Source organism: Rhizobium album (genome assembly GCF_003122325.1).
Classification (GTDB): Bacteria; Pseudomonadota; Alphaproteobacteria; order Rhizobiales; family Rhizobiaceae; genus Metarhizobium; species Metarhizobium album.
On record NZ_QFBC01000016.1, the window covers coordinates 106,454 to 122,408 of the forward strand.

Below are 15,955 nucleotides of genomic sequence, written 5' to 3' on the forward strand. Positions count from 1 at the left end.
TAATTGTTAATAGGTTCGCATGAGCGACAACGCTTCCGAAAATGCTCTTGGCATATTTCTCCGCGACCGGCGCATGCGCCTCGACCCGGCTTCATTCGGCTTTCAGAGAGGACGGCGCCGCACGCCGGGCCTGCGTCGCGAGGAAGTCGCCCAGCGCGCCAATATAAGCCCAACCTGGTACACCTGGTTGGAACAGGGACGCGGCGGAGCGCCCTCCGCCCATGTGCTCGATCGCATCGCAAAAGGCCTGATGCTGACCGAGCCTGAGCGTGATCATCTGCATATTCTCGCTTTCGGCCATCCGCCCGAGCCCCACTACCGCCAATACGATGGCATTACTCCCAGGCTGCAGCGTGTGCTGGACTCGATGCCTTTCAGTCCGGCGATCATCAGAACGGCCACATGGGATGTGGTCGCGTGGAACAAGGCTGCGGTCGTTATCCTGACGGACTATGCCAAGTTGCCTAAGGAGCGTCGCAACATTCTTCGCATGATGTTCTCCGACGAGCGCATGCGCGCCGCGCAGGACGAATGGCGCACCGTCGCTCGTTATCTCGTTGGCGCATTTCGGGCCGACGCCGCGCGCGCTGGGGCGGGTGTGGAAATCCGAAAGTTGGTCGACGAACTCTCCGCCAGCAGCCCGGAATTCAAGGTAATGTGGGACGACAACGAAATCACAAGTACACGCGAAGGCATCAAGCGCCTTCATCATCCCGTCCTCGGATTGATCGATCTGGAATTTTCGACCTTCTCGGTCGAAGGCCGGTCCGATCTAAACATGATGATCTACAGTCCGGCAAACTCCGAGGTGATGGAACAGTTTCGCCTACTGATTACCGGCGCTTGTTGAGCTTGGCCGAAAGAGGTCACGCGGGCTGGAGCATTCCGGACTCTAGGGGCTGGGGACTGCGGTGCTCACTAAGGCGCGCGTTGCTCATGTTGGTTCTCCCATCGGCACTATGATTACGTTGCAACCTATTGGGTTGCCGGTGCTCATTCCAAGTTGACAATGTGAGACAAAGTCGGTATTGGATACAATCATGATTTCGGATACCAACAAGACGCAGTCGGAAACGATTGCCGTCAGGATCAGGACGCTGATCTTGAATGGCGCGCTTCGGCCTGGCCAGCCGCTGCGACAGGAAGCGCTTTCCGAACAGTTGAGCGTAAGCCGCACACCGCTGCGGCACGCCCTCCAATCGCTTGCCGAAGAGGGGCTGGTCGAGACCATCGGCTATAAGGGGGCGAGGGTCGCTGAGCTGGACCGGGGAATGGTCGATGACCTGTTCGAGATGCGGCTAGTCTTGGAACCGCTGGCACTCCGATCCGCCCTTCCACAGATTACGAAGCTCGATCTTGCAAGAGCCGAGATGGCACTCGACGCCGCAGACTCAGAAGAAGAGCTTTCGAGGCTTTCCGCACTGAACTGGGATTTTCACCATGCTCTCTATCGTCCGTCAAACCGGCAGATGTTACTGCGGACCATCGAGCAATTGAACAAGGCATCGGCTCTCGCCGAGGTGATCGCGAGCTCCATTGTCGTCCGCCCCAAAAAGTCTGCTTCCGAGCACCGAAAGTTGCTTCAGGCCTGCCGGAATGGCGACGAGGCCGGTGCGATTGCAGCGCTAGGCGAGCATTTGCAGCTTGCTCACCACGACATACGAACAGGGAAAGATTGAAGATGCCCGTCACGAACAGGATCGCAGAATTCCACGACGAAATGACCCGGTGGCGGCAACATCTTCACGCCAATCCGGAGCTTTCCTACCAGGAATATGAAACTGCCAGGTTCGTCGCGGAAAAGCTTCGCTCCTACGGCATCGACGTGACCGAAGGCGTGGGCGGAACCGGCGTTGTCGGCGTGCTTCACGGAAACCACGAAAGCGAGCGCTCCATCGGGCTCAGGGCTGACATGGATGCGCTTGCGATCGAGGAACGCAATGATTTCGCCCATCGCTCGACAAACACGGGCGTCATGCACGCCTGCGGTCATGATGGGCACACGACGATGCTTCTCGGCGCCGCTCGCTATCTTGCTGAGACCCGGAATTTCTCAGGCCGTGTCGTTTTCATCTTCCAGCCAGCCGAGGAGATGGGTGGGGAAGACGGCGGCGCCGCACGCATGATCCGTGAAGGACTTTTCGAGAATTTTCGCTGCGACGAGATCTACGGCTTGCACAACTGGCCGGGCATGGAGGTCGGAACCTTCGCCGTTAAGGCAGGGCCGATGATGGCGTCGGGCGATGCTTTCGAGATCGAGGTCACGTCGACCGGAATGCACGCAGCACAGCCACACAAGGGAGCCGACGTCGTTCTGACGGCGGGGCACATCCTTGTCGCCCTCCAGCAGATATCGGCCCGAAACACCGACCCGCTGGACGCTATCGTCGTCAGCGCCACGCAGATTCATGGCGGCGACGCCTATAATGTCTTGCCGAACATGATCACGATCCGGGGCACCGTGAGAGCGTTCTCTCCGGCCGCGCGCACAGCAGCGGAGCCGGCGCTGCGGCGTATCGTCAAAGGCATTGCACTGTCGACTGGCGCTGAATGCAAGATTACGTACGCCCAGCAATATCCAACCCTCATCAATTCGACGGCTGCAACCCTGTCCGCGATAGCGGCCGGATCGTTGGTGTTTAACAAGGTCGAGACGAATCCGCCGCAGACGATGATCGTCGAAGACTTCGCCTTCATGCTCGAAGACCGGCGCGGGTGCTATGGCTGGATCGGCAACGGCTCTGATGGCAACGGTCGCATCCTCCATAGCGCGTGGTTCGATTTCAATGACGAAGCGCTTCCGTTCGGGGCCTCTTACTTCGCCTCACTCGTTGAGGCGAGAACGCAATAGTTTTTACGCCTGACGGTCTTAATGGAACCGGCGCGCGGGTGGTTTAAGAGGCCATGTTAAGGTCTGCGCCCGCTTGAACTTTTGGAGTTCCATGGATTCGATCACACCACACGGCCGCCTTCTTCTCTCGTTTGAGAAACTGTCGGGGCAGCTATATTGCTGAGGCTAGCTGAAGACCCGCGCTGGCCCGCGGGGAGGGCGCATCGATTCAAACGAGAGCATTGTTCTGTGGGACCACGTTTAACTCGATATCGCCGGGCATGGGGCCTAAGTGTCATTATCTCATTCCCGCAAAGCTTTACCTGTCCAGAACCGCCCGAAAGTTCCAAAAAGAATCCTGCGGAAGATGGTATAACATAACAAATTCAGTTGATTTTTGTCATGAAGACACGGATGTGTTGATTATGGGATGGCCCGCCCTTCCGAGGACATCGAGTATGATGTCCTTCTCTTGAATGGAAGGGAGCCGTGTCATGCAGATTTCCATACTGGGTATCGACATCGGGAAGAACAGTTGCAGCGTTGTTGGGGTAGATAAGCGCGCCGCTGTGGTTGTCCGTCGAACGATGCGGCGAGAGACATTGATCGAATTCGTCGAGAAGCTGCCAACCTGTGTTATCGCGATGGAGGCCTGTTGTGGTGCTCACCATCTTAGTCGGCTCTTTACCGCGAGAGGTCATGAGATCCGGCTGATGTCGCCGGAATATGTCCGCCCATATGTAAAGGCGCAGAAGAATGATGACAGAGATGCCGAAGGCATTGCCGAGGCGGCATCTCGCCCGACGATGCGGTTTGTTGAACTGAAGAGCCAGGAGCAGCTAGATATCCAGACATTGCACAGGGTTCGATCCCGCCTCGTTGCGGAAAGAACGACACTGATCAATCAGATGCGCGCGATCCTGCTGGAACGCGGCCTGGTCTTCGCCGCTGGCCGCTGCAAATTTGAGCGTGCTGTCGACACGCTGCTGGAAGAGCGGGCCAGTGGCTTATCGGAGCGCGTTCACCGGCTGGTTGCCGAGCTTCGAGACGAATGGAAGGTACTCGACACCAAGATTGCAGCTCTCAATGCCGAGTTCTTGTCGCTGGCCCGAGATAATCTCGCAGTGCGCAGGCTGACAACTATTCCAGGCATTGGGGTGCTGAGTGCTACAGCGCTGATCGCCGCTATTGGAAATGCCAGCGGCTTTGATCGTGCCAGAGATCTCGGCGCTTGGTTGGGGCTCGTACCACGACAGTTTACGACCGGAGGCAAGCCACGGCTGCTGGGCATCACAAAGCGTGGTAACGTCTACCTCCGAACTCTGCTTGTGCACGGCGCGCGAGCGGCCATGCCGACGCTCAGTCGGAGTGATACCCCTCTCGGGCAATGGCTCCGAGGTCTGCTTTCCCGGGGTATGCACCGCAATGTCGTGATCGTGGCGCTGGCAAACAAGCTCGCCCGCATTGCCTGGGCGGTACTACGAAAGGACTGCCCATTCGAGCGAGCGTACGGCGCCACCGCGGCGTAACAAGATTGGCTGCGTCCAGCTGCAGCCCATGATGTTTGCGAGAAGGACCGTAGATGGCCTGACAGTTGACCGGCGAGCGGAAAGCCCAGCAGTGGCAATGGCTCATTGAAGCCGTGTTGATTATTGAGGCTCCGGACGTGCGGATATCCATCTTGGCCACGGCGTGACCGTGAGACCGAATACGTTGAAGCAGACTGTACAGGGATCTAAAATTCTACTTGCGAACAGGGCGGGCCATACGTTGAGAACTAACCCGGCTCAGTACTCAGCGGCAGTCAACATTCCAGTGCGGCGGACTCTGTTTTTCCCGCTTTGCCGTTTATCCAGTAACCTGATGCCTTGATCCAGCTTAGGGGACAGTTTTTGTGATCTAAGAGGTAAGCTCGGACTGCTCGCGCCACCGACGCTTCAGCTGCAACCCAAACAAATGTCTGAGGCATAATGTCGATGTGGCGAAGAGCCGAGATCAGCGATGAGGGATTTGTCGCCTCGTTAGCGGCCCTGTGGATCCAACGAACCTCTAACGAGGCTGTTGTTGCGAACGATTGTTCCTCCTGCGCTCCGGCAACAGCGGCAATAACGTCGATCTCCGCCTCTTGGTCGCTCTCCTCAATTCGTCTGCCGATTGCAGGGAGCGCTGTTTCGTCACCGATGAGCAACCATCGCTTCACCGCGGTGGAAACAACCGCAGAACCGCGCGGGCCCAAAATCTCTAAAGTAGAACCGGGCCGAGCGTTAATTGCCCATTGAGTGACAAGGCCACTTTCATGCAAAGCAAAATCGATCACCAAGCGTCGTGCCGACCTGTCAAAACTCCGTGGAGTGTAATCGCGACGCTGTTCCACCCCGGATGGATCGAGCACTATGACTTTGATGTGATCGTCAGGCGCCAGGCTGACAAAATCGGCGAGATCGTCACCGTTCAACACAATGCGGCGCATGTTCGGAGTAATGTTGTTTACGCTTTCCACTGTCAACTTGCGGCGATTCAGGTCATGATGAACCCGCACGATCGACGGCGCGTCAGTATGTTCAGATTGCTTATTGTCCACCATAATGCTCCTGCGACACGTGTTGAAGCTGAATGTGGTTTGACGTCTGATAGAGTTCCGGCAACCTTGTCCTCCCTCAGCAGATGTTGCCTACAACAGGCAAGCGACGAGGGGTTGGCCAAACACCTTCGGCCAACCAGCTGCTGCAAGCTCTCGCTATCAGGCGATGGCAAGTATAATTTTGCCTTTTGCTCGGCCAGAGGCCTGATGGTCGAATGCAGCCTGAAAATCCGCGAGATTTTGCTGGCAATCCACCAGAACCTTGGCGCTGCCATCCTCCACCTTTCTAACGATCTTTGAAAGGCGAGAAGCAACGGGCTCATGGAAGACGAAAGTTGCAGAAACCTTATGTGCCTTCGCCAAAGCCTCATCGGGAGGTGCTGACGTTGCCAACAAGGACCCGCCAGTGCGCAGAACGCCGTAAGACTTCTGCTGTGTTTCACCGCCAATAGTATCAAGAACGACGTCGACGTCAGAAACCATGCCCTGGAAGTCTTGGCTCTTGTAATCAATAACTTGATCGGCGCCCAGTTTACGAACGATTTCCAAGCCCGACCCAGATGCCGTCGCAATCACGCGAGCACCAACCTGACGAGCGAATTGTATGGCGAAGCTACCAACCCCGCCGGCGCCGGCGTGGATCAGAACCGTCTGGCCCTTGCTAAGGTTAGCCATTTCAAACAGCGCCTGCCATGCCGTGCCAGCGGCGACCGGAATGCCTGCAGCGTCAGCGAAGGAAATGCTGTCTGGCAGGCGGACGAGATTGCTTGAATCCGCAATGGCAAACTCGGCGATAGCTCCGCCTTGCGTCGCCTGCGAACCGACAACGACCCTATCACCGACCCGCCAATGGCTGGACAGCGAGCCAGTTTTCTCAACGACCCCGGCATAATCCGTGCCGATTGTGTAGGGAAATGTTAGAGGGAAAAACGCATGCATGTAGCCGCGCTGAAGCTTGAAGTCGAGCGGATTGAGGGCTGCTGCATGAACACGCACCAATACCTCGCTTGGGCCGGGCTGCGGGATATCGACGTCTTCCAGGACGAGAGGCTCATTGTAGCCAGAGATTCTAACGGCTTTCATCTTCTGCTCCTTATTTGTTCGGCCAGGCGCCGACTTGGAAGAACCATCCAAACCAGTCCTCGAGGTGCCAGGTGTGAGTCACTTTGCCGGCCGTCACGTAGTGGAATTCGTGGATCGCCATCTCGAAACGCTTCCCTGTCGCCGGAACACCGAACCAGTCGCCCTTGTGTGTTCCAGTGATTAGGGCGCGAACGGCGACCTTTCCCGGAACCCCGATCATCTCGCGGATGGTGATCTTCAAATCGGGGAATGCCGCGTTGAACTCTCCGATCAGAGGCTTCATGCCGTCACGGCCTGGAGCCTGATGCGGCGCGAGTGGGATGTCTTCCCAATCGGGGACTACAGCTTCATCCAGCAGATGAGGATTTCCTTGGAATGCAGCATAAAGCGTTTCGACCGCCCGCTGATCTTCCGGTGCGACACCGGTGACGAGCGGTGCTGGAGTAGTGGTTGTCATGGCGTTTTCCTTTCGTGCCAGTGCGACCCCATGAAACTACCTTCCATACATTCATTTGAAAAATCGATATCTAATATATGGCGCCATTCACCAAGGTGATGCGATGGGAGCGAGCGAGCATCCGGAGCTTCGTCATTCAGACTAACCATCAATTGGGGTCTGGAGTGGTCGATTATGTATAACTAAAGGTTATATCGTCCGAAAAGAAGTTTATACTTAGATAATTCTAAATATTATGAGTTTGTAAACGATAAATCGAGAACAATATTTTTCAAAATGATTGGGCGTCTAGCAGGCTCTTGGGCGCGACATCAATCGTTTAGGGCGGACGGCATTCACTGGAGATAGGAAATGGTTCTTGGCATCGGAAAATCTGTAAGTTCTCAAGCACTCGCTCTGCGAGCTCTCTTCGGTTCGGCATTGCATGCGGAGTTCGATTCCGCCGGAAAAATTTACTACTTCAATCAAGCTTTTGCGCTGTTGTTTGGACCGAAGGGAGCAGAAGCGAAGGGCCGTTGTTTCGATGACCTATTTGTTTCCTCACCGACACCGTTTGCGCAGATCTGGAGCGAAGCCACGGTCTCTGAGATGACATTGAGGTGTGAGACAGAAACGGAGAGTTTTGTCTGGATAAGAGCAATGCTCGTGCCGATCACCGCTCGAAACGAGTGCCGAAGAATGGTTTTGGTTGGCAAAGTTGTCTCACGGGAACTGGCAGTCGTAAAAGAAATGGAAGCGAAGCTGGCCACAATTTCAGCTGTGAAAGCGGTTGCAGAATTTCTTCCAGATGGTGAAATTTTGGACGCAAATTCCAACTTTCTTCAAGCTTATGGCGTGGAGTGGCCCGATATTTCGGGGAAAAATCACAAGATCCTGTGCGACCGATGTCAAGCTGAAAGCCAGGTCTACCAAGTATTCTGGGAGCGACTCCGGAAAGGGGAAACAATATTCGACGAATTCGAACGCCGCCGTCCCGATGGCCAGCCTATCTATATGCTGGGCTCTTACCATCCTCTGACAGACGAGGCTGGCTTAATCGGAAAGATTGTCTTTTACGGAATTGACGTGACCGGGCGCGTTCAGAACGTGCGGACACTTGCGGCCGGGATGCGGGCGCTTGCGCAAGGCGATCTTTCGAATAAGATCGAAACGCCCTTCTTTCCCGTTCTCGAGCCGCTGAGAGACGATTATAACACTGCGTTGGCCCGTCTGCATGAAGCCTTTAGCCTCATCAACGCGAATGCTCTCCAGATCGCTGACACATCATCCAGTGTAAGGACAGCGTCGAAAAACCTGGCCCAGCGCACGGAGAGTCAATCGGACGACTTGGAATCGGCTGTCGCGGCACTGCGAAGTGTCACGGGCAGTTTGGCCGAGCAGAGCCACAGAACGTCAGAAGCGCGCAATCTTGTTGAACAGACACGAGAAGACACCGCCGCATCGCATAGGATTCTGCATGACACCATCCGCGCTATGCACTCTATCGCTAAATCGTCAAAAGAAATCGCCCAGATTATCGTCGTCATCGATGAAATTTCGTTTCAGACCAACCTGCTCGCTTTGAATGCGGGCGTTGAGGCGGCGCGTGCCGGCGACGCAGGTAAGGGATTTGCAGTCGTGGCTAATGAAGTCAGGCAACTCGCCCAACGGTGCGCCAGTGCGGCCAGGGAGATCAAGCAACTGATCACCTCTTCAGGCGGCGAGGTCGCACAGGGGGTAGACCTCATTGAACAGTCAGGCGCCTCGCTTCAGAGCATTCTTGTCCAGATCGAACAGATTGGGGAAAACGTCGCTGCGCTCGATACATCTTCTGGAACGCAGTCGGAAAGCCTGAGAAGTGTCAATAGCGCGATGACTTCGGTTGGCGCGGGAACGCAATTAAATAGAGCCATGGCCCGCGACACAAGTATTGCTAGTCAGACGCTCGCAACGGAAGCGAGCACGCTGTTTGAGCTTATCGCCCAATTCAAGGTTGACGGTAGGTCGGGCGATCACCCAGCTTCTAAGCTAAGAGCCACCGCCTGATTGGCATTTGAATCCGATACGTCGGGAGGCGGTTTGCGCGACGACATTCAGTTGCATTAGAGGAATACCGGCCTCGCTGGAACCGGGCTCAGGCGAGGCCGGGATCGCGTCTCCTATTTGGCGAGGAGCCATAAGGAAAGGGTGGGAACGAAGGTAATAACCGCCAGGCCGAGGATCGCCACCAGGATGAATGGCACAAGTCCCCGGTAGATGCTTTTCAAAGGAAAGTCAAAAATAGACTGCGCAACGAAGATGTTTATACCAAAAGGAGGGGTAAACGTTCCGATGCTGAGATTCGTCACCATGATGATGCCAAAATGAATGGGATCGACATTCATATGCTTCGCAATCGGGAGGAGTAGTGGCGTAAGAACGAGGATCGCTGACGCAGTGTCAATAACGCAACCGACAGCTAGCAAGAACAGATTGATGACAATAAGAATTGCCCACGATGGCAGATTCAGGTCGCCGATTGCCGCTACTGCGGAGCCGGCAAGTCCGCTGGTCGTCAATATCCATGAGAATACCCCCGCAAGAGCAACAATCAAGAAAACCTGCGATGTCAGATACATCGAACTGATGGCAACTTTCCAGAAATCCCGCCACTGGAGTTCCCTGTGCACGAACATCGTGACAACGATAGCGTAGACACAGGCGATGCCGGCAGCTTCCGTTGGGGTAAACATGCCGCCGTAAATCCCGCCAAAGACGATTACTGGCATCATGATGGCCCAGAAACCCTCTTTAAAAGCGATGAGAATTTCCTTGATTTGCGGGCGCGATCCGGCATCGATCTGTTTGAGCCAGGCATAACCAAAAATGTAAAATGCCATAATGATGGCAAGCACGATGCCCGGTATGATCCCTGCATAGAATAACTTTACGACTGATTGCTCAGCGGCGACACAATATAAGATCATGGCGATCGAGGGTGGGATGATATTGTCCAGATAGCCGGCGCACGTAATGAGACCAGCCGAAAACTTCTCATCATAGCCTTTCTGCCTGAGTTGAGGGTAAAAGATCGGCCCAATTGCTGCGACGGTGGCCGCAGTCGAACCAGAAATTGATCCATAGAGCGTGGTGGCGCCTACGGCGGTGATCGGCGTTGCACCGCGAACACCGCTAAACAGAGCAATCGGCAGCCGTACCAAACGACGCGCCATGCCGCCACGGCCCATCAGTTCTCCGGCAAATATGAAGAACGGTACCGCCAGAAGCGAGAATTGGCCAATACTCGAAAACATGATCTGCGGCACGGCGGTGGGGGGCATCGACCCCAGGAATACGATAGCGCTGGTGACCGTAGCCAGGAGGACAAGAAACAGGGGGAAACCGCACATCAACAGAATGAGCGGAAGGGCGCACATTATCATAAACATGTCAGGATCCGCTTTCAGGGGTGGAGGTGGCTCTCCCGTCAGTGTCGAGATTGCCGGCAATGGCCGATAACGCCATGAGAATAAAACCGACGACGAACGCCAGGTAGACAAGATCAATGGGGACTCCTGCGACAGCGCTGACCTGGCCATTTGCGGACATCAAATTGACCACCTTCCAGGCATTAACGGCTACATAAAGTCCCAACCCTGCGATCGCAGTTGTCCTCACAATGTCGAGTCCGAGCTTCAGCCGAGGATCAAGGTTCGCGACGAACAGATCCATGTTGAGGTGGCGGTTTTCATAGGTCACCGCTGACGCGCCAAGGCAGACACCCCAGATCATCAAATAGGTCAGGACTTCCTCCGCCCAATCAAGCGGAGATTGGAATATGTAGCGACCGATGATGTTCGCCGCATTGATGGCGATTGCCACGAGAATTATTAGGCCGATTGCGATGCGAGGAATGTCTCGCAGCATCCGGCGGAATAAGATCTGTGTCATTTGCTATCCTCCCTCTAGTAAATGTCAGCGTGCTATGACCCCATATGAATCAGGATCTTCCCCTTCGCTTGTCGTGTGGCGTTCCGGGCGATCGCCGCCGGGATTTCCTCAAAAGGAAAAACGCTATCCACGTGGCAGGTCAGTTTTCCCTGTTCCATCAACGCGGCCATCAATTCGAGGCGTGATCCACGCATCTGGTGGACGAGGCGGTGGGTCTTGATATCCTTCTCCGCGGCCTTACGCCCGTCTGCTGCTTCGGTTACGCAAACCAGCGTTCCGCCGTGCTTCAACACTCCGAACGATCGCTCCTGGGTTGCTCCCCCGATCGTGTCGATTACCAGGTCGACCTCGCGACAGACTTGGACAAAATCCTCGTTTCGATAGTCGATGACGTGGTCGGCACCGCGGCTTCGGGCGATTTGCAGCCCGTCACCGGAAGCCGTGGCGAACACATAAGCGCCGGCCAATTTGGCGAGTTGCACCGCGTAAGAACCAACACCACCAGCCCCGGCATGGACCAGCACCGACTGTCCTTTTTTCAGCTTGCCAAGCTCGAATACGCCCTCCCAAGCGGTACCGCACGCGGCAGGCAAACCTGCTATTTCGCCAGGTAAAAGTGATTTTGGCGCCAGACCGACGTCGATCGCCGGCATGACCGCAAATTCTGCGAAGCCGCCGCCCTTCATAGGGGCGAGCCGTCCAAAGACAGTATCACCGACCGCAAAACGAGCAGCCAGTGGGCCAGCCTTCTCTACGACGCCAGCTATGTCTGTCCCCAGCGTGTAAGGTAGATTGATAGGAAAACGATCCTGAACGGTCCCTTTGACGAGCTTGACATCAAGTGGATTGATCGATGCCGTCTTCACGCGCACCAGTAATTCGTCGGCTCCGGGCTCAGGAACTGGAATTTCGTCGTAACGGATATCTTCCCATCCGCCGTAGGCATGGATACGCGCTGCTCTCATCACGACTTCCTCCACAACGTCAGCGATTGCATGTGTTCATGCGTCGCCTGAAGATGCTCCGCTCAGCTATGAGTCATTCCGCCGTCCACGGTGACGCATTGGCCAGTTAAGAACGCAGCTGCATCCGATGCGAGGAAGAGCACGGTTCCGACAAGGTCTCCTGCGGTTTCCTCGCGCGGAATGCACCGGCGACCTACCATCTGCTCCATCTGCGCAGGTGAAACAGTTTCACGCTCGACCTCCGTCAGGGTCGCTCCGGGAAGGAGTGCGTTGACAGTGATTCCACGACTGCCAAGCTCGCGCGCCATCGACCGCGTCATGCCAATCAAGGCGGATTTTGAAGTCGTATAGTGCATGTAGTTGGCGCGCCCTTCTTTCACTGACGCGGAAGAGACATTGATGATGCGTCCCCAACCCGCTTCCATCATCGGCCGGCAGACCGCCCGGGCACTGTGTAGGGCGCCGTTTATGTTGACGTCCAGGACCTGATTCCATTCGGCAATGGGGATTTCATAGAAAGGCCGCATCTTGAGTGTCGAGAAGATCGCGGCGTTGTTGATCAGGATATCGATGCGGCCAAACGTCCTCATGACCGCGTCCGCCATATCCTGGACGGACTTTACATCGGATACGTCGGTATGGACGGCCAGGGCTTGACCACCCATCTGTCGCACTTCTTCAGCGACGCTTTCAGCACGGTCCGCATTCATGTCAGCGATTACCGGAATGGCACCTTGCGCGGCGAATGCGAGGGCGAATGCTCGCCCGAGCCCTTGACCTCCGCCAGTGATAATCGCGACGCGCTCTTTCAATTCACCATAGTCTGCCATGTCCATGCCTCTTAATACTTCCACGTTACCAGCGGTGGCGACCAGCGATGGCACCGGCCAAGGGTATGGTCGTTCGTGTGTCCGCCCCGACACGTCGGGCATCGAGGCGGTGATTCTGTCGGTCAGCTCTTTAGCTTGAGGGTGACGCTCTTTTCCTGGGAGTAGGCGAAGAGTTCTTCGATGCCCTCTTCACGCCCGATCCCGGACTGTTTGAACCCCCCAAAGGAAACACCGGGAAAGTGCATCGATGCTTGGTTGATCCAGACGAATCCGGCATCGACGTCGGCTGCGGTTCGGTGCGCGACATCGAGATTTCGTGTCCAGATCGAGCAAGTCAGCCCATATTCAACCGAGTTCACATCGCTCATCATCTGATCATAATCTGACCATCTGAAAACGGACGTGACAGGCCCGAAGATCTCTTCCCTTGCAATCGTCATCGTCGGATCCATGTCGACGAAAACCGTGGGCAGGATGTAATAACCGTTGTCGAGGGAAGGATCATCGGGACGTTTGCCGCCGCAGAGGAGACGGCCGCCTTCCGATTTGCCAATCTCAATATAATTCATGATCTTGTCGAACTGGGCCTTGCTGACGATGGCGCCCATATCGGTCTCCATGTCAGTAGGGTTGCCTGGCTTAAGCGCGTCGCAAAGCTCCTTCACATGGGCGACAACTTCGTCATAGATCGCGTCATGGATAAACGCGCGGCTCATTGAGCCGCAGGATTGCCCGCACCACGTGAAGTTCATCCCGCCGACGAGGCCCGCGGCGACCTCTTTCGGGTCCGCGTCCGGAAAGCCGATCAGGGCGTTCTTGCCACCGAGTTCCAGCATCACGGACTTCACGGTAGCCGAAGCGGCCTTCATCACCGCACGGCCAGCCGGAACACTGCCGATCAACGCCACTTTTGCCACATCCGGGTGTTCGGCAAGTCGTGCACCTGCCTCGCGGGTTCCCGGTACAATATTGACCACGCCATCTGGAAACAGCCCTTCGATCAACTCTGCGAACCTGAGCGCCGACAAAGGCGCCTGATCTGGTGGCTTGATCACCACGGTGTTCCCAGCGGCGAGTGGTGCGGCGGCGCGATAGCCGCAGAACATAATTGGATGGTTGAAAGGAATGATCTTGCCGACAACGCCATAGGGTTGCCGGATTGAGTAGTTGAGCATCTCGGGGCCCATAGGGACCGTCGAGCCTTTCATCTCCGTCACCAGCCCCGCGTAGAACTCCATACCCATTGCGGCAACACTTGCGTCATACATCATCTCGCGAACCGGATTTCCGGTCGCGGCAGAGTCGATAAACGCGAGTTCGCGCGAATTGGCGCGCAAGATCTCGGCCACGCGGCGCAGGATCTTCGCTCGCTCCATAGGCTTGACGCGCCTCCATTCCTTGAAGGCAATTGCCGCCGCCGCCACTGCCGCATCGACGTCTGCGACCGAGGCCTGAGTGACTTTTCCGAGCGATTGGCCTGTCCCAGGGCTGAAGATCTCGACTTCCTCGCCAGTGCCGGCGTGCCAGTTGCCTCCATAATAGAGGCCGCGCTTCGTGGGCAGAACCAAGTCTTCCGGAAGACGAGCGAGTTGAACGTGACTATTCATGTCGGATGTCCTTTTGCGATTGGTGCGGCCCTACGATGCCAGGCTTTCGAGCGAAGCCCTGGCATCGTAGGGCGTCCACCAAGGCTTGATGTCGAGATCTTTGGCGATGAGCCCGGCGGCGATGTAGCCGGACCCGCCGGAGACTCCCCCGCCTGGATGCGAGCCTGAGCCAGCGTAGTAGAGGTTCGGAATGGGCGATCGATAACCGAAGTGGTTGTACATGACCTGATCGCTGCTGAAGGTACCCATGAAGATGTCGCCACGGTGCATGTTGGGCAGTTCTTGATAGTATTCCTTCGCAGTGTAGGTGTGGGTCGCGAGGATATTGTCCTTCGTCATGTTGGGGCAGTATTTGCGGAATGTCTCAATGATCTGGTCGGAAAATTCCGCCTTCCAGCTCTCATGGTCGCGGCCGCTGAGATCCGGATCATAGGGCATCACATGCCACGCGTAGGTGGTGTGCTTACCGGGCGGCGCCTGGGTCGGATCGATCATGCTAAGCGCACCCGATCCAAACTGGATGATGCGAGGTGGCCTGTTTGCCTTGACGTCTTCGAATGCCGACACAAGGTCTTCCATCGTTTCCGCGCCAAGGCTCCATTTCTGGCAACGCTCGATATTCGGGTCGAAGGAAGCTGCCGTGAAACGCGGCGTTTCGTTGAGCGCGAAATGCACGCCGAAGAGAGTCCAGTCTGTATAGTTGAACTTGTCGAGCTTCGACGAGAAAGTCGTCGGCAACTGCTCTCGGCCAACCAACTGCTCGAACGTCTGGTGGACGTTCAGGGTACTGACCACGGCCTGGTTGGCGCGGATAGTCCGGCCGTCGGACAATTCCACGCCGGTGGCCCGCCCGCCTTCGACGACGATACGCTCGATAGCGGCTTGAGGTACGTACGTTCCGCCTGCAGCGATAAAGCTTTCCATCAGACCTCGAGCGAGATTGAAGGATCCGCCCTCACAAAGCTGGTAACCGCTCTGCAGATCGAATGCGCGAACCACCGAGCCCATCGGGCTGGTTTTCGACATGGTATCGGTCAACCACGTACCAAACAGCGAGACCTTGAAAAGGAATAGGAGGCGGATGTGCTCATTCTCGAACAACTCCTCGACAAGGTCGAGAGGCTGGCGTTGGCAGATTTCCAGGAATTCACGGCCGATCTCGGTTCGAGACAGCAGGCCCTCGCGCTCTGCCTGGCTCATAGGCTCGGCAAACCGCTCGCGCATCAGGATTTTCGCCGTCATCTCCTCAGCGCGCGCATTCCACTTGCGAAACGTCTCGGCGTCCTTCCGCGAAAAACGTGCCATGTTGGCAACGGTTTCTTCCAGATCGCGGCTGAAAACGAGAGCGGTACCATCAAGGTGCGCCTGACCGAACTCATATCGCGGCGTGATGTATTTGACGCGACGATCAAGGCCCAAGTCCTTGAACCAAGGTGCATTGGAGATCTCGAAATGATTGATCGAATGCAGGTTATGATAGAAGCCAGGTTGCGTCACTTCGCTTGTTGCCAGACCGCCTCCATACATGAGGCGCCGCTCGAGGAGCGCAACTTTCAATCCACTTCTCGCAAGATAAGAAGACAGGATCATTCCGTGGTGGCCTGCGCCGATCACGAGGCAGTCATAAGAGCTATCAAGTTCAATCATATCGGGTACACCTATTCATCGTTGAATCGTCAGCAGGCAGGTCGGG

At 56.0% G+C, this 15,955-nt stretch carries 14 protein-coding genes; 5 read left to right on the forward strand and 9 right to left on the reverse strand.

Annotated features, from left to right (window positions below):
* Positions 1-19 precede the first annotated feature (19 nt).
* From DEM27_RS26025 to DEM27_RS26040, 4 genes are all read left to right on the forward strand, one after another.
* Positions 20-850, forward strand: coding sequence for a helix-turn-helix transcriptional regulator (locus DEM27_RS26025; RefSeq protein WP_109461158.1), 831 nt, complete (start codon positions 20-22; stop codon positions 848-850).
* Positions 851-1,040: 190 nt separating this feature from the next.
* Positions 1,041-1,679: a GntR family transcriptional regulator gene (locus DEM27_RS26030; protein ID WP_109461159.1), complete on the forward strand. Its 639-nt coding sequence runs from the start codon at positions 1,041-1,043 to the stop codon at positions 1,677-1,679.
* Positions 1,680-1,681: 2 nt separating this feature from the next.
* Positions 1,682-2,851 carry a M20 aminoacylase family protein gene (locus DEM27_RS26035; RefSeq protein ID WP_109461160.1) on the forward strand — a complete coding sequence of 390 codons (1,170 nt, stop codon included), beginning with the start codon at positions 1,682-1,684 and terminating at the stop codon, positions 2,849-2,851.
* A 473-nt stretch (positions 2,852-3,324) separates the two neighbouring features.
* Positions 3,325-4,359, forward strand: a complete 1,035-nt coding sequence (locus tag DEM27_RS26040; RefSeq protein ID WP_109461161.1) for an IS110 family RNA-guided transposase — start codon at positions 3,325-3,327, stop codon at positions 4,357-4,359.
* Positions 4,360-4,634: 275 nt separating this feature from the next.
* On the opposite strand, the gene DEM27_RS26045 is transcribed toward DEM27_RS26040, so the two are convergent.
* From DEM27_RS26045 to DEM27_RS26055, 3 genes are all read right to left on the reverse strand, one after another.
* The gene (locus DEM27_RS26045; RefSeq protein WP_109461219.1) at positions 4,635-5,411 is read right to left on the reverse strand and encodes a siderophore-interacting protein; all 777 of its coding nucleotides are present in this window, start codon (positions 5,409-5,411) and stop codon (positions 4,635-4,637) included.
* A 159-nt stretch (positions 5,412-5,570) separates the two neighbouring features.
* Positions 5,571-6,494 carry an NADP-dependent oxidoreductase gene (locus DEM27_RS26050; RefSeq protein WP_109461162.1) on the reverse strand — a complete coding sequence of 308 codons (924 nt, stop codon included), beginning with the start codon at positions 6,492-6,494 and terminating at the stop codon, positions 5,571-5,573.
* 10 nt (positions 6,495-6,504) lie between these two features.
* Positions 6,505-6,951 (reverse strand): ester cyclase, encoded by a 447-nt coding sequence (locus DEM27_RS26055; protein WP_109461163.1) that lies wholly within the window; start codon positions 6,949-6,951, stop codon positions 6,505-6,507.
* A 351-nt stretch (positions 6,952-7,302) separates the two neighbouring features.
* Here DEM27_RS26055 and DEM27_RS26060 point away from each other — a divergent pair, with 351 nt between their 5' ends.
* On the forward strand, positions 7,303-8,976 hold the full coding sequence (locus DEM27_RS26060; protein WP_109461164.1) for a methyl-accepting chemotaxis protein: 1,674 nt from the start codon (positions 7,303-7,305) through the stop codon (positions 8,974-8,976).
* A 113-nt stretch (positions 8,977-9,089) separates the two neighbouring features.
* Here DEM27_RS26060 and DEM27_RS26065 read toward each other — a convergent pair whose 3' ends face one another.
* The 6 genes from DEM27_RS26065 to DEM27_RS26090 all read right to left on the reverse strand — a co-directional run bounded on the left by DEM27_RS26065 (position 9,090) and on the right by DEM27_RS26090 (position 15,909).
* Complete coding sequence (locus DEM27_RS26065; protein ID WP_165823608.1) at positions 9,090-10,358, reverse strand: TRAP transporter large permease; 1,269 nt, start codon at positions 10,356-10,358, stop codon at positions 9,090-9,092.
* Position 10,359: 1 nt separating this feature from the next.
* Entirely contained in the window at positions 10,360-10,860 is a 501-nt protein-coding gene (locus DEM27_RS26070) for a TRAP transporter small permease (protein ID WP_109461166.1), read from the reverse strand.
* A 32-nt stretch (positions 10,861-10,892) separates the two neighbouring features.
* Entirely contained in the window at positions 10,893-11,825 is a 933-nt protein-coding gene (locus tag DEM27_RS26075) for an NADP-dependent oxidoreductase (protein ID WP_109461167.1), read from the reverse strand.
* Between the two features lie 62 nt (positions 11,826-11,887).
* Positions 11,888-12,655 (reverse strand): SDR family NAD(P)-dependent oxidoreductase, encoded by a 768-nt coding sequence (locus tag DEM27_RS26080; RefSeq protein ID WP_109461220.1) that lies wholly within the window; start codon positions 12,653-12,655, stop codon positions 11,888-11,890.
* 122 nt (positions 12,656-12,777) lie between these two features.
* The gene (locus tag DEM27_RS26085) at positions 12,778-14,262 is read right to left on the reverse strand and encodes an aldehyde dehydrogenase family protein (protein WP_109461168.1); all 1,485 of its coding nucleotides are present in this window, start codon (positions 14,260-14,262) and stop codon (positions 12,778-12,780) included.
* 30 nt (positions 14,263-14,292) lie between these two features.
* A complete protein-coding gene (locus tag DEM27_RS26090; RefSeq protein WP_109461169.1) occupies positions 14,293-15,909 on the reverse strand; it encodes a phytoene desaturase family protein in 1,617 nt (538 codons plus the stop codon).
* Between the last annotated feature and the right edge of the window lie 46 nt (positions 15,910-15,955).